Genomic DNA, 23,221 nt, shown 5'->3' with positions numbered 1-23,221 from the left:
ACGGTCACGCGGCAGGGGGGACTCGAACACTGACGTACGGACGCACTGACGTACCGATGTACTGGAGTACTGGAGTACTGGAGTACTGGAGTACTGGAGTACTGGAGTACTTAGTTGCTTAGTAGTCGAAGGGAATCGGAAGGGATCAGAACCCGAAGACCGGGCCCGAGGGCGGTGCGAGCCGGGTCCCCGGGAGGGGGCCCATCAGTGCGTGCCAGTCGACCGGCCGGCCCGGCAGCACCTGGAGCGCCGCCGCGAGCCGGTCCGCGCCCTCCGGCATCACCGGCCGCGCCCACGCGGAGAGCGCCGAGGCCACCGCCAACTGCGCGGCGAGCGCCGGGAGATGACGGCAGGACGTGCTGGGCCGGCACCGCTCGTGGGCGTTGACGTGGCCGAAGTCGGCCACCGAGCGGACCATCTCGTCGAGGACGGCGACCGCCCGGCGCGGGTCGAAGGCGTCGGGGCCGTACGCCTCGCGCAGATCGTCCACGCCCCGGTGGAGCCGCCGCTCCAGGATCTCCCAGCCCGTGCCGCCGGGCAGCGCCTGCGGGGCGAGTCCGCCGCACTCCTCCCGTACGGAGGAGAAGAGCCGCGCGAGCCAGCTGTTCCAGCTCTCGTCCAGCTCCCGGCGGGCGGCCGCGAGCCGCTCCCGGTGGAAGACGGTGCGGCGGCCCAGCGGGCGGGCCTGGAGGACGTGCCGGCGGAGGGTGTCGGAGCCGTACTCGGTGAGGAGGTCGAGCGCCCAGACGTTGCCCTCCTGGACGCCTTCCTCGATGACGTACGACTCGTTGACGTTGAAGTCCTGCGGCAGCTTGATGTCCTGCGCGAGGAGCAGCACCGGCAGGAGCACCGCGTGGCAGAAGGAGTGCCCGAAGCCGCAGAAGTGGATGGCGCGGCGGGGCAGCGGGCCCTTCGTGTCGTAGCCGAAGAGGTGCATCGCGGCGGCCTCGAAGCAGCCGTCGATGCGGTGGTCGGGGAAGCCGTCGACCGGGACCGGCAGGCCCCACTCGGCGGGGTGGCCGACGGCGATGTCCGGCAGTCCGTCCTCGACGAGCGACTCGCACAGGGCGGCGAGCCGGGGCGGGAGCCCCGCCGTCGCCCAGTACTCGGCGAGCGTCTCCCGGAAGGGCTCCAGGGGCACGTACAGCCGGCGGCAGCGGCGGGCCACCGCCGGGGTGTCGCAGACCGCGCAGCGCGCCGAGATGAGGTCGCCGCCGTCGTTGGGGCGGGCGCACTCGTGGCACATGCCGCCGTCGCTGTCCGCGCCGCAGTGCGGGCAGCTGCCGGTGGCGTGCGCCCCGTACAGCCAGCGGTCGCACGGCTCGCAGTAGGGCAGGAGGCGGGTGCGCGGGGCGATGACCCCCTGCGCGAACAGTCTGCTGAAGAGGTCCTGCACCCAGCGTCCGTAGCCCTTGTCGCGCCGCGGGCGCACGATGTGGTCGAACTCCACACCCGAGCGGAGCCAGTCGGCGGTGATCGCGGCACGGTAGCCCTCCGCGACCTCCTCGGGCTTGCGGTTGTGGCGCAGCGCGCGGACCTCGACGGAGCTGGCGTGGTCGGCGGTGCCGGTGGTGAACCGGACCGCTTCCCCCTCGGCCCGCAGGTAGCGGGTGAGGACGTCGGCGGCGACGTACGGCCCGGCGAGATGGCCGATGTGGAGTTCGCCGTGGGTGGCGGGAGGGGTCGCGGTGATCCAGACGGGAGTGCTCATGGGACTGGGACCTCCTTGACGCTGTGGTGCGGTGGGCTCAGCGCGGTTCGAAGTGGAATGAGCGGATGAAGCAGTCACGCGGCTGCTCGACGGCATAGACGATGCATTCGAAAAGGGCCTGGGTGGTGAGCTTCTCGTCGGGTGCGATTCCGTCCGGATTCGATCCGTCCCATTCCGCGAACCGCGGGTCCGAGGTGGAGAAGTCGGGCGGGAAGAGCGAGAAGACGCGGACCCCGGAGGGGCGGAGCCGGCGCGAGAGGATGTCGGCGAAACCGGCCTGGGCGCTCTTCGCCGCCCAGAAGGCCTCGTGGGCGGCGCCGGCGGTCGCGGCGGAGGCGCCCTCGGCGTCGCGGACGGCGACCATGTTGACGATGTCGGGCCGCAGCGAGCCGCGCAGCAGCGGCAGGAAGTGCTTCACCATGAGGACGGTGCCGCCGGCCGTCGACTCGATCGTCTCGACGATCTCGCGGTCGCTGGCCGCCTCCAGGTCCATGCCGTCGAGCCAGCGGGCGCCGTTGTTGACCAACAGGTCGACGCGGTCGGTGCGTTCGCCGACGCGGGCGGCGAACTCCCGGATCTCGGCGGGCTTGCTCAGGTCGCAGCCGAAGGCGTGGATACGGTCACGGGCCGAGCCCATGACTTCGGTACGGGTGCGCTCGGCGGCTTCGACGGTCCGCGCCGAGACGTAGACCTCGGCGCCGAGATGCGCGAATCCGACGGCGAGCGCGCGACCGAAATAGCGGGACGCTCCGGTCACGACGACACGCAGATTCTCGAATTTCATGTGCGTCTGCTCTCCCCACGGATACCGATTGCCGGTCCATTTCAGCGTGGCAGAGAAAGGACAGCGGGGGCCCGGCGGGAGGGGTGCGCGTTCACGCCGTTGCGTGGATACGCCACGGCAGTTCGAGCCTGCCGAGGACCTTCGCGCGCTTGTGGTGGACGCGGACGCGGTCGGGCGCGGAGGAGACGGTCACCGTACCGCCGGGGGTGCGGACGGGGCCGGTGGGGGCGGGGACGACGGTGCCGTCGAGCGCGCCGGCGGCGGCGAGGGCGGCGGCGCCGGTGAGCGCGAGGCGGGGGTGCCAGCCGCCGACGGTGAGGGAGCGGACGGAGAGCCCTCCGGGGCCGGCGGTGAAGGCGGCGATCTTGGGGAGGGCGGAGTGGGGCGGGTGCCCGAGGACACGGGCGGCCTCGGCGCGCAGTGCGAGGAGCCGGTCGTGGAGGGCGGCGTCGTCCGGGGGGAGGTGGCGGGCGTCGACGAAGACGTACGGGTTGCCGTACCGCACGAGGGAGACGGGCACGCCGCGGAGGACGTCGACGGGGCGGCCGGTGGGGAGGGTGCCGGGGGCGGTGGGAGCCGTGAGGAAACTGAGCGTGTACGTGTCGGCGCCATGCGGCCCGGGCTCGGGCTCGCACAGCACGGTGTCCCCGGTCGTCACGGCGCGGACGGTGACGGGGCCGGGGCGGCCGTCGGCGACGACGCAGGCGAGGAGGGAGTGCCCGCAGCCGGCCCGGAAGTCGAAGGCGCCGCCGGGGAGGGCCTGGACGAAGCGGTAGTCGAGGTCGCGGCCTGGGGTGGCGGCGGGCCCGTACAGCGCGATCTTGTTGAGCCCGGCGTACGGCGTCCCGGCGAGCGCGTGCCGCAGCCGAGCCAACTCGCTCCCGAGCGCGAGGGCCCCGACGGGCAGATGGTCGAGCCGCAGGACGAGGGTGGGCCCGGGAGCGTCCTCGGCCCGTACGACGACGGCGCCGACGACAACGGCACCGGCACCGGCACCGACACCGACACCGACACCGACGACACTCCTACGCCGGCGCCGCGCCCGGGCGGGTTCGGGGCGTGGAGGTCCCGAGGGGTCAGGCCGCACAGCCCACCGGGATTCGCATGCCCTGGACGACCTCCGTCCACAGCTCGTGGACGGCGAGGCTCCAGAGGGCCAGGGCGTCGTGGTGCGACGGGCGTTCCAGCTGGCGGGCGAGGAGTTTCTGGACCCGGTCGGCGCGGACCTTGCCGCCGAGGACGAGCCGGGCCGGGGAGAGCAGGTCGCGGACGGTGTCGAGGAGCGGGCTGCCGGGGGCGAGCATCGCCGCGAGCGGGAGCGTGAAGGGTTGTTTGGGGCGCCGGAGGACCCCGGAGGGGAGGAGCTCGGTTCCCGCTTCGTACAGCGCCCGCTTGCCCGTGCGCGCCTCCGTCGGCAGTCCCCGGGCGTGGGCGACGACGGACGGCTGGCAGAAGGGCATGCGCGCTTCGACGGCCCAGGCCATCGAGAGGTGGTCGACGCGCCGCAGGTGGTACGCGGGGAGCCGCCAGCGGGTCTCGAAGGCGGTCATCGCGGTGAGCCGGTCCTCGCCGACGGCCTCCGCCGAGCGCAGTTCCTGCTCGATGCGGTCGGCCGCCGACCCCTGATCGGCGATGTGGGCGCGGTAGTTGGCGGTGTAGAGGTGGTCGCGGAGCAACCGCGGCGCGGCCGAGAGGGCGTCCGCGTAGGCGCCGGCCCAGTCCGCCCCGGCGGGCGCGGCGAGCGCGGCGCGCATCCGGTCGTAGCCGCCGAAGAGTTCGTCGGCGCCGTCGCCGGCGAGCGCGACGGTGAAGCCGTTCTGGCGGACGGCGCGGAAGAGCGCGTACGTGGAGACGGTGATGGGGTCGGCGTTGGGCTGGCCGAGGTGGCGGACGGTGCGGGTCAGGAGGGAGGTGAGCTCGTCGGGGTCGACGGAGACCTCGTGGTGGACCGTACGGGCCCGGCGGGCGACCGAGCGGGCGAACGCGGCTTCCGAGCCGGGCCACTTGCCCCGGTAGGTGAGGTGGAAGGTGTGCAGCGGCGGGGCGTCCGTCTCGCGGGCGTGCTCGGCGGCGAGCGCCGTGACGAGGCCGGAGTCGAGGCCGCCGCTGGTGATCGCGCAGACGGGCACCTCGGCGTGGGCGAGCCGCCGGACCTCGTGGCGCAGGATGTCCTGGGTGTCGCCCGGAGCGGCGGCGGGCCTGGGGCCCCTGCGCCGCACCACGGGTGCCGTTCCCGGGCGTACGAGGGCGGTGGCGCCCGGCGGCAGGACGCTGACGCCGTCGAGGGCGGTGTGCGTGGAGAAGGACGTGCGGGTGGCGAGGACGGTGTCGAGGGCGTCGTCGCGCGGGGAGATCCGTACCCCTTCGAAGGCGAGGAGGGCGGGGATCTCGGAGGCGAAGCGGGTGGAGCCGTCGTACGGGTCGTGGTGGAAGTACACCGGCTTCATGCCCATGTCGTCGACGGCGAGGACGAGTCGGGTGCCGCCGGGGCGCAGGTCGAGGATCGCGACGGCGAACATGCCGTCGAGGTGCTCGGCGAAGGCGGGGCCGTACTCGGCGTAGAGCGCGGGGAGCACGGTGCCGTCGCAGCGGTCGGGGAAGCGGTGGCCGCGGGCGGCGAGCGCGCGGCGCAGTTCGGCGTGGTTGTAGATCTCACCGTTGAGCACGGCGAGGATGCCGGGGAGGTGCGGCAGCCGGTAGGGCTGCTGCCCGCCGCACGGGTCGGTCACGGCGAGCCGGTCGCAGCCGAGCGCCCAGCCGGGCCCGCTGAGCACGTGGTGCTCGTCGGGGCCGCCGTGGCGCTGGCGGGCCGAGACCGCCGCGAGCTCGGCGGGGTCCGGGCGGTCCGCTCCCGCGGCGATGGTGCCGAGAATCCTGCACATGGCGGTCGCCTCCGTATTCCGAAGTCGCGCTTCCGACGTCGTACGTCCGAAGTCACTGTCCATCTCACACTGGTCGCACCCAATGATTTGAATCTACCAAGTTTTTGAATGGCGCGTAAGTGCCATGTCCAGTTCACGCCACGGGTTGGCCTTGCGACGCTCCCGCCACCCCCAACAGGCTGGCCCCATGAGGGACATGGAGGATTTCGAGAGGGGCCGCGGCGCACCCGCATCCCTGCTGGTCGTGGCCGCGCATCCGGACGACATCGAGTTCTGCGTCAGCGGCACCGTCATGCAGTGGATCGAGCGCGGCACCCGCGTCACGTACTGCATCGTCACGGACGGCGGCGCCGGCGGTTACGACGAACAGCTCCCCCGGCAGGCGATGGCGGATCTGCGCCGCGCCGAGCAGGTCCACTCGGCGAAGCTCAGCGGCGTCGCCGACGTCCGCTTCCTCGGCTACCCCGACAGCTTCGTCGAGGCCTCCGTCGAGCTGCGGCGCGACCTGTGCCGGGTCATCCGCGAAGTGCGCCCGCAGCGGGCCATCATCCCGTCCCCCGAGATCAACTGGGCGCGCGTCGCCGACCTCCACCCCGACCACCGCGCGGTCGGGGACGCCTGCCTGCGCGCGATCTACCCCGAGGCCCGCAACCCCTTCGCGCACGCGCAGCTCCTGAAGGAGGAGGGCCTGGAGCCGTGGACGGTCCACGAGCTGTGGCTGATGACGGGCCCCACCCCGAACCAGTACGTGGACGTCACCCCGGTCTTCGACCGCAAGGTCCAGGCGCTGCGCATCCACACCTCCCAGACCGCCCACTTCGACGACCTGGCCGGCCTGCTCCGCGACTGGCTCGGCGAGCACGCGACGGCGGGCGGGCTGCCGCCGGGCCGGATGGCGGAGGCGTTCCAGATCGTGCACATCGACTGAGGCGCACCCCTCCTCGTACCCCTCGCGGAGTTCTTGTGGCGGCACGGGGTGCGTGAGACCGTGAACGGCACACGTGGGGGCGCGTGCCACCAACACGCGCGTGACGAGGGGGAGTTCACGCCATGACCGACTTCGGTTCGGACCTGTACGAAGCCCTGATCAACGGGTACCTCGCCAAACCCGAGGCCGACGAGGCGCCGTACTACACGGTCTCGGACAGCCTGCGCCTGTACGGCGACGCGATCTGGAACGACGCGGGGGACGCGAACCAGCACATCCAGCGGCTGCTCTCGTCCGGGAGGGGCGAGGCGATGGACGCCCTGGGGCAGCACTGGGACAAGGTCATGAACCAGGACGTCGGCTCCGTCGTGGCGGTGGCGGGGCTGTCGGCCGCCGCGGTGGCCGACATCGCCGCGACCATCGCCGCGACCAAGGCGGAGCTCGTCCAGGTCGCGTCCGAGTGCGCCGCCGTCACGGTCGCCCAACTCGTCTCCGGGGCACTGATGTTCCGCGCGCCCGAGGATGTCGTCGCCTCCTCCGTCGCGAACGCCCAGAGCGTGTCGCAGACGCTCGTCGCCACGTGCCACCAGCGCATCGCCGGCACGCTGAAGACGCTCCAGCAGGACCCTGCCGTGGCCGGCCTCCAGGGCGTCGCCGCCGACCTCGCCGCGGGCATCGGCGGCGCGGCGCGCGACGGGGCGGCCGACGCGGGGACGGGACGGTCCTGGGGCACGGACCTCGTCACCGGGCCCGGCCGGGCCGTCGCCGAGGGCGTCCACGTCGACCACGCCGAGCACGAGCGGGCGGCCGGACGGCTCCGGGAAGTCGCCACCGCGGTCTACGGAACGACCGCGGGCCACCTGGCCAAGGCCTCCGCCGACCACGCCACCGCCGCGGCGAGGGGCGCCCTGGGCGCGGCGATCGCCGCGTCGCTCAACACGGTCCTGGACGACCTCACCCGGGCGACGAAGGCCTTCGGCGACCACCTGAACGGCGCGCTCCCCGACGGGATCCTGCTGATCTCCAGCAGCCAGCAGTCCACGGACGACGACAACAGGAAGCGGATGTCCCAGCTGGACTAGGGGGACCGAGGACGGCTGGACCGGGACCCAGGACGGCCTACCCGCTCACCGGCGCCAGAAGAGGTGGTGCGTCACACCGCCGGTCGGGCTCGGGACGGTCTCGTGGTGGAACCGGTCGAGCAGCTCGTCCGGGGACTCCCAGAGCCGTGCCCCGGAACCGAGCCGCACCGGTGCGACCGCCACGTGGAGGGTGTCGACGAGGTCGGCGTCGAGGAACTCGCGGATCGTCGTGGCCCCGCCGCCGAGCCGGACGTCCTTGCCCCGCGCCGCCTCCCGCGCCTGCCGGAGGACGTCGGCCGGCTCGCCGCCGACGAAGTGGAAGGTGGTGTCGGCGAGCGTGAACGAGGGGCGCGCGTGGTGGGTCATGACGAACACCGGCGTACGGAACGGCGGTTCGTCGCCCCACCAGCCCTGCCAGTCGTGGTCGAGCCAGGGCCCGCGCAGGGGACTGAACTTGTTGCGACCCATGATCTCGGCGCCGATGTTCCGGGCGTAGTCGCGTGTGAAGTAGTCGTCGATGCCGCGGCTGCCGCCGGGATCGGTACGCATGGGCCAGCTCGCCGTGGCACCGGCCCAGGCGAACAGCTCCCCCGGATCCGCGTGCCCGAACGGCCTCTCCAGGCTCTGGCCCTCACCGGCACCGAACCCGTCGCTCGACACCATGAAGTTCTGTACTCGCAGCAGCTGGACCACGTGCTCTCCTCCTGACGATTGCGACAACGGTGAACGGGTCAGCGGACGACGTCGAAGACCTGCTTCTGCAGACCGTTGGCGTAGGCCTCGTGCTCGACGAGCTTCAGCTTCTGGGTGTCCTTGTCGGTCGTGCTGAAGAGCCGCTTGCCCGCACCGAGGAGCAGCGGGAAGACGAGCAGGTGGTAGCGGTCGATCAGGCCGGCGTCGGAGAGGGCGTGGTTCAGGGTGGCGCTGCCGTGGACGATGATCGGGCCGCCCTCGGTCTCCTTCAGCGCGGCGACCTCGTCGAGGGAGCGCAGGATCGTGGTCTCGCCCCAGTTCGAGACGAGGTCGTCCTCGGTGAGCGTGGTGGAGACGACGTACTTCGGCATCGCCTTGTAGTCGGCGAAGTCCTCCATGTCGGGCCACACGGGGCTGAAGGCCTCGTAGCTGGTCCGGCCCAGCAGGATCGCGGCGGCCTCCTTCTGCTCCCGGCCCTTGATCTCGAAGGCCTCGGGCAGGAACTCGATGTCCTTGAAGGTCCAGCCGGAGTTCCGGTAGCCGGGCTCGCCGCCCGGGCCCTCCACGACACCGTCGAGCGAGATGAAGGCGGTGCTGATCAGGGTGCGCATGTCGGTTCCTCGGTGTCTCGGAGTCGGTCTCGTGTCACGTGTGCGGTGCTCGGCGCCGCGCCCACTGTGAACTATGACCGAGGACCGCGGAGAAACTCATCGGTCGCCGCCGGAACCTATGCTCGGAGTATGGCCATTCAGCGCAGCTCGTCCCTGTCCCTGTGGTCGCGGGACTCGTTCCTGTCCGTCGGATCGGTCGGCTCGACGCTCTCCATCGGCTCGGTCGGCTCCTTCCTCTCCGTCGGTTCGGTCGGCTCCGCCCTGTCGGTCGGCTCCGTCGGCTCCTGGGCGAGCGCCGGCTCCCTGCTCTCCGCCCGCTCGTCCTGGTCGGTGCTCTCGTACCGCTCCTGCCGGGGCGTCCTCGCGGCGGGAGCGGTGCTGGTCACCGCCGCCTGGTTGACGTCGGCGGCGCATCGCGCGGGGCGGGTCACCCCCTAGCCCCTAGAGCGCCTCGGCCACGCCGGGGCGGAGCCTGCGGAGACGGCCCTTCAGGTCCGGGGTCGCGAAGGCTTCCGTGATGCGGGCCGGGTCCTCCGCGAGGTGGGACCAGGAGTCGTAGTGGAGCGGGATCACCGTGCGGGCGCCGAGGGTGCGGGCCAGGGCGGCCCCTTCGTGTGCGCTCATCGAGAAGGCCAGGTCGCCGGTGGTCGGGAAGTGGGCGTCGCCCAGGTGGAGGAAGGCGGTGTCGATCGCGAAGCGCTCGCCGATCTCCGCCAGGGCCTCGTGGCGGACGGTGTCGCCGGAGACGTAGAGGGTGCGCCCTTCGCCACCGGCCCCTCCACCGGCCCCGACCCCGGCCCCGTACTCGATGACGAAGCCCGTGACCGGCCCCGTGGCCTGCTCCGTGCCCTCCGGGCCGTGTCGGGCAGGGGTCGCCGTGACCCTGATCGTGGTCGCGCCGACCGTGACCTCGCGGCTCTCCCAGGGCACCAGCCCCTCCGCACGGCCGCCGAGGCGTTCGGCGGCCTCCGGAGTGGTGAGGACCTTCGCCGCCCGGCCCAGGACCTCGCGGCCCGACCGGTCGAGGTTGTCGGCGTGCTGGTCGTGCGAGAGGAGGACCAGGTCGACGGGCGGCAGCCGGTCGGCGGTGAGCGCGGGGCCGGCCGTCCGGTGCAGCGGGCGGACCGCCGGGTAGTCGGCGGGGGCCGGGTCGAGGGCCGGGTCCGTGAGGACGGTGAGGTCGCCGATCCGGAGGAGGACCGTCGCCGTCCCCACGTACGTCGCGGTGGTGGTCACGACGTGGCCTCTGCCGCGTCGACCTTCGCCTGGAGGTTGCTCAGGAGGAGCTGGAGGAGCTCGATCGTGGTCTCGTCCGTGAGGTTGCCCTCGGCGTCGAAGCGCTCGTACGAGCGGAACACGTGGATCTCCGGCTTCACGACGACGTCGCTGTCCGTCCAGACGAAGACCTGGCGCAGCGCGAGCTGTGCGCGGACGGTGCCGAAGTTGGTGGGTGCGGCGCCGAGGATCGCGGTGGGCTTGCGGTTCAGGGGCAGGCCCTCGGTGCGGGTCCAGTCGGTGCTCAGCCAGTCGAGCGCGTTCTTGAGGACGCCGGGGATGGAGTAGTTGAACTCCGGGGTGGCGATGAGTAGTCCGTCCGCCTCCAGGACGCGGCGGCGGAGCTCGTTCACCGCGGCGGGGCGCAGTTCGGGGGTGTCGAGGTCCTGGTCGTACGGCGGGATGTCGCGCAGGCCCTCGTAGATCTCGATGTCCTGGCCGGTGTTGAACTTCTGGGCGGCGCGCAGGAGTTGCGTGTTGTGCGAGTCGGCGCGGAGCGAGCCGGAGATGGCGAGGATCTTGGACGTGGAGGTGGTCACGGGGACTCCTTCAGGAGGTGGGGTGGGCGTCGCATCTCGACGAGCAAGAAGCTAAACCGATCGGTTCAGTCTGTCAACAGAACGGTTTAGTCTTGACAGTGAACTGAATGGTGTAGTTCATTCGGGGAATGGCCTCTCCCCCGACAGCCACCGCCCTCCCCTCCGCCTCCACCCCCGCCCCCGCCCGGTACGGCGGCCTCGTCCTCGCCCTGCTCGCCGCGCCCGCCGCGATGGGCGTGTCCGGGCCGACCCTGGCCCTGCCCGAGGCCGCCCGCGGACTCGCCGTCTCCCCGGGCACGGCGGCCTGGCTGCTCACCGCGTACGGGATCGGCATGGCGGTCGGTACGCCCCTGCTGTCCGCCGCGGGCGGGCGGCGCGGCCCCGCCGGGACCGTCCGGGCCGGCGCGGCCCTCCTCGTCCTGGGCGCGGTCCTCGCCCTCGTCGCCCCGAACCTGCCACTGGCCGTCGCCGGGCGGGCCCTGGAGGCGGCGGGCGCGGCCGGCCTCAACGTCGCGGCCTTCCAGATCGCCGGCCGCGACCGCTCGGGCCGGGCGCCCGGACTCGTCGCGATCGGCAGCGCGGTCGGCGGCACGTCGGGGCTTTTCGTCGGCGCGGCCGTCGCCGGGACCCTCGGCTGGCGCGCGACCCTGGCGCTCCCGCTCCTCAGCCTGCTCGCCCTCATACCGGCGCTGCGCCTCGCGGGCCGCACCACGGCGCCGCGGACCGGAGCCGGACGCCCTTCCCTCCCCCTCGACGTCCTGCGCGACCCCGGCTTCCGCGCCGCCGCCGGGCTCATGCTCGCGCTCGCCACCGTCAACTTCGCCCTGCTGTACGCGGCTCCGCGCCGCGTCGCCGCCCTCACCGGGTGGAGCAGCGTGGAAACGGGCGCGGCGGCCTCGGTCGCCACCCTGGTGGGCGCCGTCCTGTCCTGGCAGCTGGTCCGCGCCGCCCCCGCCCTGGGCGCGCGCCGGACGCGGCTGCTGCTCGCGGCCGGGTCCGTGACGGCGGCCGCCCTGGCCTCTTTCGCGCCCTGGGCCGCGGTGGTCCTGGTCGGTTCGGCGACCAGCTCACTCGTCACGGCCGGCGGTCAGGGGCTGCTCACCGGCCCGGCGACCGGGCGGCTGCCCGAGGCGCGGCACGGGACCGCGATCGGGCTGTTCAACCTCGCGTTCCTGATCGGAGTGGCGACGGGCCCGGCCCTGGCGGAGGCTCTGACGGGCAGCTGACCGGCCCCTGACCGGCCCCTGACCGGTCCCTGACCGGCACTCCACCCACCTCACCCACCTCACACCTCACCCCACCCCACTCCACCTCACCCCATCCCAAGGAGCTCCCCCGATGTCCCTCCTCCACCCCTCCTACCCCGCCCCCCGCTACTTCGGCGAGCAGGGCGAGCTCACCGCCCGTTTCCGGCCCGCCGCCACCGAGCCCGACTTCGTCTCCGGGCCCGGCGGCACCGCGTACCACTACCTGTCCACCAAGACCTCCACCGACGGCGACTACGGCCTGTACCGCGTGGACATGGGGCCCGAGGCCGGCGGCCCGAGCACCCACTTCCACAAGGCCATGTCGGAGGCGTTCTTCATCCTCTCCGGCAGCGTGCGGGTGTTCGACGGCGAGCAGTGGGTCACGGCGACCTCCGGCGACCACCTCTACGTCCCCGTCGGCGGGCTGCACGCCTTCCGCAACGAGGCCCCGGAACCGGCCTCCATGCTCATGCTGTTCGCCCCCGGTGCGCCCCGCGAGGAGTACTTCGAGTCGATCGCGCAGCTGGCCGAGCTCAGCGACGCCGAGCGGACGGAGTTCTGCGAGCGCCACGACAGCTTCTTCGTGTAGGGCGTGCGGGCGCACGGGCGCCGATCTTTGCAGACCAAACCGTTCAGTTCATATACTGGCGGCCCCCTCCACCACAGCTAAGGACACCGCCATGGGAGCCGAGGCACAGGACGCCCAGGGCGCCACCGACGAGTACGGCATCCCGATCATCCCGGACCCCGCCGACGCGGCCTCGCGCAAGCGCCAGGCGATCATCGACGCCGCGCTCGCCGAGTTCCTCGCCGAGGGGTACTCCGCGGCCTCCATGGACGCCATCACCCGCGGCTCCGGCGTCTCCAAGGCGACGATCTACAAGCACTTCGGCAGCAAGGAGCGCCTGTTCCTCGCCGTCATCGGCGGCGTCCTGCCGAAGACGTACGCCGATCTGGAGCCGGCCAACTCCACCATCGCCGACGCCCCCGATCTGCGGGCCGCGCTCGTCCGGCTCACCACCGACTGGGCGCGGATCCTGCTGCGGCCCGACATCATGTCGCTGCGGCGGCTGGTGATCGGCGAGATAGACCGTTTCCCGCAGCTCGGCCAGCTCTGGTACCGGGTCAGCTACGACATGAACAACGGCCCGCTCGTCGAGGCCTTCACCGAGCTGAACGCGCGCGGCACCCTCGACGCGCCCGACCCGAAGCTCGCCGTGCAGCAGCTCGTCGCGGTGACGGTGGGCGTGCCGCAGCTCGTGCGGACCTTCTCGCCCGACGCGGCGATCGAGGACGCCGAGCTGACAAGGGTGATCAGCTCGGGAGTGGATCTGTTCCTGGCCCGGTACGCGACCGCCTGAGGCTCCTGACCCCGGCCCCCACCAGCAGGGCCGCCGCCCACGCGCCCGTGGTCAGGATCTGGGTCCGGCTCGCCGCGTCGCCCAGCATGAAGAGCAGCACGCCGCCGATCCCCGCGAGGGCGGCCACGGCCCGTACGGACGGGCCGCGCAGGCGCAGGTGGGAGGCGGCGATCAGCGCCCAGACGACGAGGATCGCGGCGCCGATGGAGTTGAGCAGGAACGGGAAGACCGTGCGCGGCCAGAGCAGGCTGAGGACGACCGAGACGAAGCCGAAGGCGGCGGAGGCGAGGACGGCCGCGTAAGGGACTCCGGTACGCAGCCGGCCGAGCGCGCGGGGTGCGTCGCCGCGGCCGACGAGGGCGTACAGCATGCGCGAGGAGCCGTAGATGTTGGCGTTCATCGCGGACAGGAGCGCGACGAGGACGACCGCCTTCATGAGGTCGGCGGCGCCCGGGACGCCGATGCGGGCCATGACGGCGGCGTACGGGCCGTCGGCCACGGCGGGGTCGTTCCACGGGACGAGGGCGACGATCACGGCCATCGAACCGAGGTAGCAGACCGCGACCCGCCACATGACGGTCCGTACGCCGGTGCGGACCGCGCGGACCGGGTCGTCGCACTCGGCCGCGGCGATGGTCACGGTCTCCAGGCCGCCGAAGGCGAAGACGGCGGCGACCATGCCGACGGCGACGCCGTGCCAGCCGTGCGGCAGGAAGCCGCCGTCGCCGGTGAGATGCGCGGCCCCGGGCGAGGGCGTGCCCGGGAGCAGGCCCGCGAGGACCACGGCGCCGAGGACGAGGAAACCGCAGATCGCGGCGATCTTGAGGCCGGCGAACCAGAACTCCAGCTCGCCGAAGTTCCGGACGCCGGCGAGGTTGCTGACGGTGAACACGCTCATGAAGGCGGCCACCCACACCCAGCCGGGCACGGCCGGCACCCAGCCCTCGACGATGTGCGCCGCGCCGACGGCCTCGGCAGCGACGCTCACGACGAGCAGCGCCCAGTACATCCACCCCGCGAGGAGCCCGGCCCACGGCCCGAACGCCGACCGCGCGTGCTCGGCGAAGGAGCCGGTGACCGGACGGGCCGCCGACATCTCCCCCAGCATGCGCATCACCAGCACCGTCAGGACGCCGGCGATCCCGTACGAGACGAGGATTCCGGGCCCGGCGGCCGCGATGCCGAACCCCGACCCGACGAAGAGCCCGGCCCCGATGGCCCCGCCCAACGCGATCATGGCCAGATGCCGCTGTCGCAGCCCCGTGCCGAGTACCCGCCCTGTCACGATTCCCCCCGAAATTCAGACGATCAGCGCAGGAGCTTCGCTGCTGATCCCGCCCGAGGGCAAGCCGGTTCCGGCCGCTGAGACGTCCTGGGATGACCCCGACGCGGAACCCGGGACGCAGGAACGGCTGCGATATATACTCCCTGCGTCGAGATATACGACCCGCAGGAGGCTCTCGTGTCCAAGACCCTGGTCGACATCGACGACGACATGCTCGCCTTCGCGCAGCAGCAGCTCGGCACCAAGACCAAACGGGACACCATCAACCGCGCGCTGACCATAGCGGCGGCGATCAGCGCCGACGATCGCGCCCGGGCCCTCCGCTGGCTCCAGGACAACGCCGAGGACTTCCTCGACTTCGACTTCCTCGAAGAGCAGGAGCGGTCCGGCCGGTGAACTACCTCGCCGACACGTCCGCCGTGTGGCGGCTCCTGCGCCGGCAGATCGGCGAGCCCTGGCCCAGCCGCGTGGCACACGGCCAGGTCTCCCTCTGCCCGCCGGTGGAAGCGGAGTTGATGCGGAGCCTGCGCGCCGACCGCGACCACGAGCCGTTCACCACCAGGCTGAGTCAGACCTTCGCCCGGGTCCCCGCGCCGGAGGACCCATGGCCGAAGGTCGTGGCGGTGCAGCGCGACCTCCTGCGCATCGGACACCATCGCGGCCCTTCTCCGATGGACATCCTCATCGCGCTCACCGCCGAGCAGCACCACCTGACCCTGCTGCACGTGGACGACGACTTCACCGCCATCGCCAAGGTGCGCCCGGGCATCGACATGATCCGGCTGCTGCCCGACGTCTGAGCCCGCTCACATCACCAGGCCCACCGCCAGCGCCGCGATCAGCAGTCCCGAGGCGAGGGCCGTCGTCAGGCGGCCCCGGGGGCCCGTGACGAGGTGGCCGAGGAGGGTGCCGCCGGTGGCGAGGAGGAGTTGCCAGCTCGCCGAGGCCGCGAAGGCGGCGAGGACGAAGGCCGTCGCTTCCGTCGCGCCCGTCGTCGTCTGCCCGCCGAGGACGAGGGCCGTGAAGTAGACCACCGTCATGGGGTTGAGGACCGTGATCCCCAGGAAGGTGAAGAACGCGCGGCGCGGCGCCGGCGGCGGCGGGGCCTCGACGGTCTTCGGGCCCGCACGGTACGCGCGGACGGCCGTCACGGTGGAGTGGGCCGCCAGGATCACGAGGACCACGGCCGACGCCCAGCGCAGCGGGGACGCCACGGGAGTGAGCAGGGGGACGAGGGCCGCGCCCCCGAGGACCGCGAGCACGGCGTACAGCCCGTCCGCGGCGGCGATGCCGAGCGCCGCGCCCGCCCCCGTACGCCACGGGGAACGCGCCGCGACCGCCACCAGGTGGGCGCCGACGGCACCGACCGGGATCGCGATGCCGTAGCCGGCCAGCAGGCCGGCCACCACCGCGGCCGTCACGCGGCGGCGGGGATCGCGCCTTCGGGGGAGCCGGGCCGCTGCTGTCGGCGGTAGTCCGCGCCGTCCTTCGTACGGGCGAGGAAACCGCCGATCACGAGGTAGCGGCGCAGGGCCGAGAAGTCCTCGTGCACGGTGAGCAGGGCCTCGTTGACCTCGGACTCACGGTAGGACCGGTCCGCGTCGAAGAGGGTCTCGGCGAGGTGCGCGAGAAGCGCCTCGCGGCGGGCGGGCTTGCGCGGGATCGCCTTGAGGCGCCCGTCGGCGGAGAACAGGTCCGCGACGGGACGGGCAGGATGACTGGTCATGGGACCGAAGCCTGAGGCTCACGGCCCCCGCCCCGCAAAGGATTTTCGGGAGACCCGCTCTCTCACGAGGCTCCCCCTCCCGGGAGACCCGCTACTTCAGGATGACGTTCACGGCCTCCTGCACCTTCGGCAGCATCGTCCGGACGCCGCTCCCTTCGAAGATCGGCCGGGCCCGCTCCACGAACGCGAGGAAGTCCTCCTCCGAGTCCCAGAAGTCGACGACCCGCCAGCCACCGGACCCGTCCGGCCCGGCCGCGTGGGCGATGAACCCGTTCGGCGGGAACCACTCCTCGGCGGAGAGCAGCCTCGTGGTCTCCTCGTACTGCGCCTGGGTACCGCCGGGGATCTCGACGGTGACGATGACGGCCATGATGCTGCTCCTGTTACGTGCGCGGGACGGGGTCCCGACCAGCAGAACAGCCGCGCCCCCGCCCCGCACGGCGACCGGCCCCGAACGAGCGACGGCGCTCCGGCCTCGCGCACGCCGAAATCGGTGGGCGGATCGCGGGGCGCGGTGCGAGGATGTCCGCGCGTTCCGGGAGCCGACCGGGGCGAGGACGTGCACAGGTTTCGAGGGGTTCGGGAGACGGAATGGCCAAGGAAATCCAGGTGACTTACGACTGCGCCGATCCTCGCGCGCAGGCGACGTTCTGGGCCGAGGCGCTGGGGTACAACCCCCCGCAGCTTCCCCAGGGCGACCACCCCAACACCTGGGCGGCGATCACGGACCCGGACGGCAAGGGGCCGCGGCTCTACTTCCAGACGGTCCCGGAGGGAAGGACCGCCGCGAAGAACCGCCTCCACCTGGATGTGCGCTCGGCACCCGGTCTGACCGGGGACGCGCGGATGGCCGTGCTGGAGGTGGAGTGCGCCAAGCTGGAGAAGCTGGGCGCGAAGCGGGAGTACCGGCTCGACTCCGACGACGTGAACGAGGGGATCATCGTGATGACCGACCCCGAGGGAAACATCTTCTGCCTGGACTGAGGGGGTTGAGGCTCCCACTGAGGGGGTTGAGGCTCCCTGGGACTCCTGGGAACCCCAGGAGTCCCGTCACCTCACGTCACGCGACCGCGATTCCCTCCAGTTCGACCAGCAGGCCGGGGATCGCCAGGCGCGTCACCCCGAGCATCGTCGAGGTCGGCGCCACCCCCGCGGCGCCCAACCGCGCCGCCAGCACGCCGTAGTGCGGGAAGAGCTGGTCGACGTCGGTCGTGTAGACGTTGAGCCGGACCAGGTTCGCGAGAGACATGCCCGCCCCGGCGAGCACGGCCTCCACGTTGTCGACGCTCAGCGCCAACTGCGCGGCCATGTCGCCGTCGTGCCGGGGCTTGCCGTCGTCGCCCGTCGCGGTCTGCCCCGAGACGTACAGGGTCCGGGTGTGCCCGGAGACGAGCTCCCCCTGGTTGAACCCCAGCGCTTCCGACCACGTCACCGGGTTGATCGCCGTGCGTTCCATCGCCACGTCAGCTCCATTCGATTCATCGGTCGACCGTCGGCTTCGACGTCGTGGGACGAACCTCGCAGCGCATCACGACACCCTCTGTCATGTATTTCGTTAGGGTTCCCGCATGCGCGCCGACCGGCTGGTTTCCCTGGTGCTGCTGCTCCGGCAGCGCGGTCGGCTGACGGCGGACACGCTGGCCCGTGAGCTGGAGGTGTCCACCCGCACCGTGCTCCGTGACATCGAGGCGCTGTCCGCGGCCGGCGTCCCGGTCTACGCCGAGCGCGGCCGGCACGGCGGATTCGCGTTGCTGCCCGGGTTCCGGACCGAGCTCACCGGGCTGAACCACGACGAGGCGCTCGCCCTGCTGGCCGCCGGATCGGGGCGCGACGAGCGGCTGTTCGGCCTCGGCCCGGCGCTCGCCTCGGCCCGGCGGAAGGTGGTCGACGCGCTGCCCGAAAGCCACCGGGCCTCCGCGAGCGACGCGGCCCAGCGGTTCCTCGTCGAACCGGAGACCGACCTGCTCTCCCGCCGGCTGGTCCAGGAGGAGGTGGCGGGCACCACGATGGTCGTGGTGCGGCGCGCCGTACTCGCCGGGCACAAGCTGCGCATCCACTACGCGGCGGCCGCGGACCGGACACCGGAGTGGCGCACGGTGGACCCGATCGGCCTGGTCACCGTCCGGGACCGGGGCTACCTGCTGGCCACGAGATCCGGTGAGGACCGCACCTACCGGCTGTCGCGGGTGCTGGCCGCCGAGGAGCTCCCCGAACCGGCGGAGCGGCCGAACCGGGTCGACCTGGACCGGATCTGGCGCGAGCGCGCCGCGCGGTTCCTCTCCGACAACCACCTCACCGTGCTGGTGCGCGTGAACCCGGGACGGCGGGAGGACCTGCTGGACACCGCGCTGGCCGTCCGCGCGGAGGAACCCGACGCGGACGGCCGCATATTGCTGAAGGTGACGTTCCAGGACGCGTGGCACGCCGAATGGGCGCTGTGGCAGCTCGGCACGGCCGCGGAAGCCCTGGCCCCGCGGTCGCTGCGCACCGCCCTGCGCCTGCGCGCCGCCGCGATGGCCGCCCGATACGAGGATTCCGGAGGAGAGGGAGAGGAATGATGGCCCCCATGAACACCGACCCCTTGGATCCCCTCCGGCCCCACCCGATCGCCCCCGGCACCGGCTGCGGGACGCGCCGCTACTCCCCCAGTCGGTAGCGGATCTTCTTGACGAGTTCCTTCAGGTCGGGCTGGCGCAGGAGGCTGTAGTGGTCCGCGTCGAGTTCCACCACCGTCGGGGGGCGGGTCGACCAGCCCTCGGTGTTCTCCAGGAAGGAGTAGTCGTCGCCTTCCGCCTTGAAGAGGGTGACGGGGCAGCGCACTTGGCGTTCCGTGAGTTCCTTGAAGGTGTACGTGAACTCGAAGGTCTCCTCGACGATCGCGACGATGCGGGCGATCAGGTCCGGGTCCAGGGACGGGAAGCGGTCCGCGACCAGGGCGACGAAGGACGTGCGGTCCTTCGCCTCGACCGTCGGGTCGATCTCGCCCGCGAAGACCGAGTAGAGGATCGTCACGAACGCCGGGTTCCCGTACGACGCCCCGCCCGTCTCCGAGGAGCGGACCTTCGGTGAGCCGGGGGCGACGAGGAAGAGGTTCTCCACCTGTTCGCCCGCCGCCTCCAGGAGGTGCGCGGACTCGAAGGCGACCCGGGCCCCGAAGGAGTAGCCCCAGAGGGTGTACGGGCCCGTGGGCTGGCGGCGGCGGATCGCGGCGACGTCGGCCGCCGCCATCTCGCGGATCGTGGCGTACGGCTCCTCGCCCCGGTTGATGCCGTAGGCCTGCACCCCGTAGAACGGGCGGTCGATGCCGATCTCCTCGGCCAGGTGCCGCAGGTTCATCGTGTAGCCGCCGAGGCCCGGCCAGCAGTACACCGGGGACCGCGCGCCGGCCGCGTGCAGCCGTACGAGCCGGGAGGCGGGGGTCGCGGCGGCGCCGTCCACCCGGTGGGCGAGCTTCTCGATCGTCGGCGACTCGAAGAGGATCTGGAGGGGGAGCCGGGCGCCGAAGGTGCGGTTGATCTTCGTGATGAGGGCCACCGCTATCAGCGAGTTGCCGCCCGACTCGAAGAAGTCGTCCAGGACGGAGACCGTCTCGACCTCCTCGTACTTGAGCGCCGCCGCCCAGATCTCCGCGAGCCTGCCCTCCGTGCGCGTCCTCGGCAGGACGTGCGGGCGGCCGTGCAGGCCGGCGTTGACTACGGCCAGGTCGCCGAGCGCCTTCGTGTCGACCTTGCCGTTCGCGGACAGGGGCAGCCGGTCGAGGACGACGACCCGGTTCGGGATCATGTAGTCGGGCAGGTGGTGGACGAGGTCGTCGCGGATCATCTCCGCCGGGCCCTTCATGTGGACCGTGTCCTCGTACATGCCCTCGCTGAGCCGCTGCTCCTCGCTGACCCTGCCCCCGACGAAGAAGTACGAGGGGCCCGTCGGGAGGTTCGCCGCCGTGAGGATCTCGTCCGTGCGGCGGGCCGCCGGGAGCGGGTGGCCCGACTTCGAGCTGTAGCCGGAGGACATGAACCCCAGGCCGTGGTCGCCGAGTTGGAGCCGCTGGAGGGCGCGGCCGAGGTCGACGTAGGCGCGCCGGGTGTCCTGCGTGCGGCTGATCACCGTGATGCCGAGCGCGGCCCGCTCGTAGACCGCCTGGTTGATGGCGATCACGTGCTTCTTCTCGATGAGGGAGGAGGAGACGGGGGTCAACTCGCCGTTGGTGTAGGCGTATTGGGCTTGCGGGAGGTCCGTGATGCCGTTCGGGTGGGCCTGGACGTAGACGTCCACCTCCGGGTCCGTCCCGGGCGCCTCCGCGTCGTACGGGACCACCTCGAAGCCGCCGTCCTCGGCGGGGCGCATGTCGAGGCCGTAGCCCGGGAGGATCTCCTCGAAGAGGCCCACCATGTGGCCCGTCTCGATCTCCAGGACCTCCTGGATGTTGTTCTTGTAGACCGGCTCGATGGCGGAGCGCTTGCCCTGGAAGGTCAGGCGGAGGGCGGGGGCGCCGGTCGGGTCGCCGGTGGCCGTGAGCGGTTCCGTCAGGTACAGGTGGTGGCGTACCGGGTGGTAGTAGTACGTGCCCGGTGCCAGGCCCGCGATCCCCCGCGCCTCCACGTACAGCTGCGTGGCGTACAGCGCGCCCGGCGAGGCGTAGCCGTACTTCGGGAGGAGCCGTTCCTCGCTCGTGAACTGGCCGAACCAGCGGAGGAGTTCCCCCAGGTCGGCCAGGGTGAGGCTGCCGACCGTGCGGGAGCCGATGCCCTCCGGGCGGCGGGCCAGGGCCGCCAGGACGTCGGCGCGGGTGACCTCGCCGCCCTCGTAGAAGCGGTACGTCTTGCGGGCGAAGACCGTGCGGCGCATGCGGGCGGTCGGGGTGCGGCCCGGAAGGGCGACGGCCGGGCGGCCGGCCAGGTCGGCGTCGTCGCGGGCGCCGGCGTTGGAGAGCTGGGCCTTGACCTGGAGCTTGGACTCCTTGGACTGGTGGTGGGCGCCGTGGTTGCCCTGGTCCATCAGGGCCGCTTCCTTCGGGGAGAGCTCGACGCAGGCGACGAGGTTCTGGAAGCCGGTGCGGGGCTCGTTCTTGACGATGACCGCGGCGTTCTTGACCCAGTCGTGGTTCTCGATGGCGAGGGCGATCTCGTCCAGCTCGACGCGGAAGCCGCGCAGCTTGATCTGGTTGTCGGCGCGGCCCGCGAACTGGACGGTGCCGTCGTCGTTCCAGTGGGCCAGGTCGCCGGTGCGGTAGAGGCGTTCGCCGGTGTCGGTGGTGATGAAGTGTTCGGCGGTGAGCTCCGGTCGGTCCAGGTACCCCCGCGCCACCTGGACCCCGCCGATGCACAGCTCGCCGTCGCGTATGTGGAAGGTCGTGTCGTGCGCCGGTCTCCCGATGGGGATCGCGGACGGGCCTTCGGAGAGGGTCTCGCGTGCCACCGTGTGCGAGGAGGCGTTGATGGTGCACTCGGTGGGGCCGTAGAGGTTGATCAGCTCGGCGTCCGGGAGTTCGGCGAGGAGCTGGGCCGCCAGGTTCCGGGAGAGGATCTCGCCGCCCGAGTACACCCGGCGGAGGGTGGTGCAGGTGCCGAGGCGTTCGGTGTCGACCAGGGCCTGGAGCAGGGTCGGCACGCCCTGGAGCATCGTCGCGCCGTGCGCGCGGACGGTGTCGATCAGGGCCTCGGGGTCGCGGTAGACGCCGGGCGGGCCGACGGCGACGCGGGCGCCGACGGCGGGGGCGAGGATCTCCCACTGGGCGGCGTCGAAACTCATGGGTGTCTTCTGTAAGACGGTGTGCTGCGGGCCCAGTCGGTGCTCGGCCGCCATCCAGCGCATCTGGGCGACGATCGAGCGGTGCTCGATCATGACGCCCTTGGGTCTGCCGGTGGAGCCGGAGGTGTAGATGACGTACGCGAGGTCGGTGTCGCGGATGTCGTACGCCGGCGGTTCCTCGCCCGCCGTGCGCCAGGCGTGCTGGACGGCGTCCTTGAGGGTGACGACGGTGGTGCCGGGCGGGGCGAGTTCCGCGACGCGGGTGCTGAAGCGTTCCTGCGTGAAAACGATCCGGGCGCCGCTGTCCTCGATCATGTAGCGGAGACGCTCTTCGGGGTACTCCGGGGAGAGCGGGACGTAGGCGGCGCCGGAGCAGACGACGCCCCAGGCACCGATCACCAGTTCGAGTGACGGGTCCACGTGGACGCCGATGCGGGCGTCCGGGCCGGCGCCGAGGGTGCGGAGGTAGGCGGCGAGGACGGTGGCGCCTTCCGCCAGCTCGCGGAAGGTGAGCGTGTCGCTGTCGTACGCCACGGCGGTGGCGTCGGGGCGCGCGTGGGCTTCGGCGCGGAGGAGTCGGTCGAGCGTGCCGGGCATGGAGGTCCCTTCGGGCGAGGGAACGCATGGGAGCGGGGCGGGCGCCCCTCCCGCCTCGCCGGCCCCGCGCCCCTCAGCGGTAGATGAGTAGTTCGTGTTCTGTGGCGCCTGTCAGTTCGTAGCGGGTGCGGACCAGCGGGCGGCCCGAGTAGATGCGGATCAGGGTCGCCGCGTCGCCGTGGAAGCGGGCCGGGTCGCGGCCCTCGACCTCGTTGCCGAGGGCCACCGGGTGGTCCTCCCGACCCGCCAGGACGCCCACCAGGCGGGGCGTCTCCCGTTTGCGGCTCGTGACCGAGAGGAGCGGGAGGGCCAGGTCCAGGCTCTCCCCGCAGTACGCCCCCGGTTCGCCGAAGGCCTCCCGTACGTCCCCGGCGTGGACCCACTCGCCGAGCGCGACCGCGTCGAGGCGGCCGTCCTCGCGCTCGGCGATGACCGGGCCCGCCTCCGTCAGACCGCGTTCGAGTTCGTCGAGGATCCGCCCGAGCGGCCAGTCCTCGCGTTCGGCGACGTCGCAGGCGTTGGCCTCCGGCAGGAACACGCCCTCTTCCAGGCGGCCCTCGACGATCCGGACGAGGGCCGCCCCGCAGTGGGCGACGACCTGCCGGGCCGTCCAGCCGGGGCAGGCGGTGCGCAGTTCGTACGCCTCCGGGGGCGTACGGCGCAGCAGCGGCATCAACAGGTCCCGCTCCGTTCTCAGGAGCCGGTCCGGGAGCCAGGGGTCACGGGTGTCGTCCGTGCAGTCCGTACACATG

The 23,221-nt window shown here is 72.3% G+C and carries 25 protein-coding genes; 10 read left to right on the top strand and 15 right to left on the bottom strand.

The features are described 5' to 3' along the window. Positions 1-145: 145 nt before the first annotated feature. The 4 genes from ACZ6K0_RS01155 to asnB all read right to left on the bottom strand — a co-directional run bounded on the left by ACZ6K0_RS01155 (position 146) and on the right by asnB (position 5,377). Positions 146-1,711 (bottom strand): class I tRNA ligase family protein, encoded by a 1,566-nt coding sequence (locus tag ACZ6K0_RS01155; RefSeq protein WP_376395870.1) that lies wholly within the window; start codon positions 1,709-1,711, stop codon positions 146-148. Positions 1,712-1,748: 37 nt separating this feature from the next. After that, a complete protein-coding gene (locus ACZ6K0_RS01150; protein WP_024759898.1) occupies positions 1,749-2,495 on the bottom strand; it encodes an SDR family oxidoreductase in 747 nt (248 codons plus the stop codon). Positions 2,496-2,586: 91 nt separating this feature from the next. Further along, complete coding sequence (locus ACZ6K0_RS01145) at positions 2,587-3,582, bottom strand: 2-methylaconitate cis-trans isomerase PrpF family protein (RefSeq protein ID WP_469229077.1); 996 nt, start codon at positions 3,580-3,582, stop codon at positions 2,587-2,589. Then, on the bottom strand, positions 3,572-5,377 hold the full coding sequence (gene asnB, locus ACZ6K0_RS01140; protein ID WP_469229075.1) for an asparagine synthase (glutamine-hydrolyzing): 1,806 nt from the start codon (positions 5,375-5,377) through the stop codon (positions 3,572-3,574). The genes ACZ6K0_RS01145 and asnB overlap by 11 nt, the downstream gene beginning before the upstream one ends. A 187-nt stretch (positions 5,378-5,564) precedes the next feature. On the opposite strand from asnB, the gene ACZ6K0_RS01135 reads away from it, so the two are divergent. Together ACZ6K0_RS01135 and ACZ6K0_RS01130 are read left to right on the top strand one after the other, a co-directional pair. Beyond that, the gene (locus ACZ6K0_RS01135; protein ID WP_469229073.1) at positions 5,565-6,305 is read left to right on the top strand and encodes a PIG-L deacetylase family protein; all 741 of its coding nucleotides are present in this window, start codon (positions 5,565-5,567) and stop codon (positions 6,303-6,305) included. 122 nt (positions 6,306-6,427) lie between these two features. Next, positions 6,428-7,387, top strand: coding sequence for a hypothetical protein (locus ACZ6K0_RS01130; RefSeq protein WP_469229071.1), 960 nt, complete (start codon positions 6,428-6,430; stop codon positions 7,385-7,387). Between the two features lie 45 nt (positions 7,388-7,432). On the opposite strand, the gene ACZ6K0_RS01125 is transcribed toward ACZ6K0_RS01130, so the two are convergent. Continuing rightward, a complete protein-coding gene (locus ACZ6K0_RS01125) occupies positions 7,433-8,080 on the bottom strand; it encodes a dihydrofolate reductase family protein (protein ID WP_376395854.1) in 648 nt (215 codons plus the stop codon). Positions 8,081-8,118: 38 nt separating this feature from the next. Then, positions 8,119-8,691, bottom strand: coding sequence for a dihydrofolate reductase family protein (locus ACZ6K0_RS01120; RefSeq protein ID WP_376395851.1), 573 nt, complete (start codon positions 8,689-8,691; stop codon positions 8,119-8,121). A 129-nt stretch (positions 8,692-8,820) separates the two neighbouring features. Between ACZ6K0_RS01120 and ACZ6K0_RS01115 the strand changes: the two genes are divergently transcribed. After that, a complete protein-coding gene (locus ACZ6K0_RS01115; RefSeq protein ID WP_469229069.1) occupies positions 8,821-9,129 on the top strand; it encodes a hypothetical protein in 309 nt (102 codons plus the stop codon). A gap of 3 nt (positions 9,130-9,132) precedes the next feature. Here the strand turns inward: ACZ6K0_RS01115 and ACZ6K0_RS01110 are convergent, their stop codons facing one another. Continuing rightward, the gene (locus tag ACZ6K0_RS01110; protein WP_469229068.1) at positions 9,133-9,927 is read right to left on the bottom strand and encodes an MBL fold metallo-hydrolase; all 795 of its coding nucleotides are present in this window, start codon (positions 9,925-9,927) and stop codon (positions 9,133-9,135) included. Continuing rightward, entirely contained in the window at positions 9,924-10,505 is a 582-nt protein-coding gene (locus tag ACZ6K0_RS01105; protein WP_376395842.1) for an NADPH-dependent FMN reductase, read from the bottom strand. Before ACZ6K0_RS01105 ends, ACZ6K0_RS01110 begins: the two co-directional genes overlap by 4 nt. A 128-nt stretch (positions 10,506-10,633) precedes the next feature. Here ACZ6K0_RS01105 and ACZ6K0_RS01100 point away from each other — a divergent pair, with 128 nt between their 5' ends. The 3 genes from ACZ6K0_RS01100 (at position 10,634) to ACZ6K0_RS01090 (ending at position 13,113) form a co-directional block, all read left to right on the top strand. Then, positions 10,634-11,731 (top strand): MFS transporter, encoded by a 1,098-nt coding sequence (locus tag ACZ6K0_RS01100; RefSeq protein ID WP_469229066.1) that lies wholly within the window; start codon positions 10,634-10,636, stop codon positions 11,729-11,731. A 112-nt stretch (positions 11,732-11,843) separates the two neighbouring features. Further along, on the top strand, positions 11,844-12,341 hold the full coding sequence (locus ACZ6K0_RS01095; protein WP_469229064.1) for a cupin domain-containing protein: 498 nt from the start codon (positions 11,844-11,846) through the stop codon (positions 12,339-12,341). A 91-nt stretch (positions 12,342-12,432) separates the two neighbouring features. Further along, a complete protein-coding gene (locus ACZ6K0_RS01090; RefSeq protein WP_376395833.1) occupies positions 12,433-13,113 on the top strand; it encodes a TetR/AcrR family transcriptional regulator in 681 nt (226 codons plus the stop codon). Here the strand turns inward: ACZ6K0_RS01090 and ACZ6K0_RS01085 are convergent. Next, complete coding sequence (locus tag ACZ6K0_RS01085; RefSeq protein WP_469229653.1) at positions 13,067-14,350, bottom strand: amino acid permease; 1,284 nt, start codon at positions 14,348-14,350, stop codon at positions 13,067-13,069. The two genes, ACZ6K0_RS01090 and ACZ6K0_RS01085, sit on opposite strands and share 47 nt — an antisense overlap. A gap of 225 nt (positions 14,351-14,575) precedes the next feature. On the opposite strand from ACZ6K0_RS01085, the gene ACZ6K0_RS01080 reads away from it, so the two are divergent. Beyond that, positions 14,576-14,794: a type II toxin-antitoxin system VapB family antitoxin gene (locus tag ACZ6K0_RS01080; RefSeq protein ID WP_125752889.1), complete on the top strand. Its 219-nt coding sequence runs from the start codon at positions 14,576-14,578 to the stop codon at positions 14,792-14,794. Beyond that, the gene (locus ACZ6K0_RS01075) at positions 14,791-15,198 is read left to right on the top strand and encodes a PIN domain nuclease (RefSeq protein WP_376395826.1); all 408 of its coding nucleotides are present in this window, start codon (positions 14,791-14,793) and stop codon (positions 15,196-15,198) included. Before ACZ6K0_RS01080 ends, ACZ6K0_RS01075 begins: the two co-directional genes overlap by 4 nt. A 6-nt stretch (positions 15,199-15,204) precedes the next feature. On the opposite strand, the gene ACZ6K0_RS01070 is transcribed toward ACZ6K0_RS01075, so the two are convergent. The 3 genes from ACZ6K0_RS01070 to ACZ6K0_RS01060 all read right to left on the bottom strand — a co-directional run bounded on the left by ACZ6K0_RS01070 (position 15,205) and on the right by ACZ6K0_RS01060 (position 16,494). Then, positions 15,205-15,819 (bottom strand): LysE family transporter, encoded by a 615-nt coding sequence (locus ACZ6K0_RS01070; protein ID WP_376395823.1) that lies wholly within the window; start codon positions 15,817-15,819, stop codon positions 15,205-15,207. Then, entirely contained in the window at positions 15,816-16,124 is a 309-nt protein-coding gene (locus ACZ6K0_RS01065; protein WP_376395820.1) for a DUF2087 domain-containing protein, read from the bottom strand. The genes ACZ6K0_RS01070 and ACZ6K0_RS01065 overlap by 4 nt, the downstream gene beginning before the upstream one ends. A 91-nt stretch (positions 16,125-16,215) precedes the next feature. Further along, on the bottom strand, positions 16,216-16,494 hold the full coding sequence (locus ACZ6K0_RS01060; RefSeq protein ID WP_376395817.1) for a hypothetical protein: 279 nt from the start codon (positions 16,492-16,494) through the stop codon (positions 16,216-16,218). A gap of 221 nt (positions 16,495-16,715) precedes the next feature. Here ACZ6K0_RS01060 and ACZ6K0_RS01055 point away from each other — a divergent pair, with 221 nt between their 5' ends. Next, entirely contained in the window at positions 16,716-17,108 is a 393-nt protein-coding gene (locus ACZ6K0_RS01055; RefSeq protein ID WP_469229062.1) for a VOC family protein, read from the top strand. A gap of 76 nt (positions 17,109-17,184) precedes the next feature. Here the strand turns inward: ACZ6K0_RS01055 and ACZ6K0_RS01050 are convergent, their stop codons facing one another. After that, positions 17,185-17,580, bottom strand: coding sequence for a RidA family protein (locus ACZ6K0_RS01050; RefSeq protein WP_469229651.1), 396 nt, complete (start codon positions 17,578-17,580; stop codon positions 17,185-17,187). A gap of 112 nt (positions 17,581-17,692) precedes the next feature. Between ACZ6K0_RS01050 and ACZ6K0_RS01045 the strand changes: the two genes are divergently transcribed. Next, positions 17,693-18,682: a helix-turn-helix transcriptional regulator gene (locus ACZ6K0_RS01045; protein ID WP_376395811.1), complete on the top strand. Its 990-nt coding sequence runs from the start codon at positions 17,693-17,695 to the stop codon at positions 18,680-18,682. Between the two features lie 79 nt (positions 18,683-18,761). On the opposite strand, the gene ACZ6K0_RS01040 is transcribed toward ACZ6K0_RS01045, so the two are convergent. After that, the gene (locus ACZ6K0_RS01040) at positions 18,762-22,469 is read right to left on the bottom strand and encodes a non-ribosomal peptide synthetase family protein (RefSeq protein WP_469229059.1); all 3,708 of its coding nucleotides are present in this window, start codon (positions 22,467-22,469) and stop codon (positions 18,762-18,764) included. A 73-nt stretch (positions 22,470-22,542) separates the two neighbouring features. Then, positions 22,543-23,220 carry a maleylpyruvate isomerase family mycothiol-dependent enzyme gene (locus tag ACZ6K0_RS01035; protein ID WP_469229056.1) on the bottom strand — a complete coding sequence of 226 codons (678 nt, stop codon included), beginning with the start codon at positions 23,218-23,220 and terminating at the stop codon, positions 22,543-22,545. Position 23,221: the final 1 nt, after the last annotated feature.

Source organism: Streptomyces sp. NPDC042346 (assembly GCF_055581845.1).
This window is presented reverse-complemented; position numbering and strand designations above follow the sequence as displayed.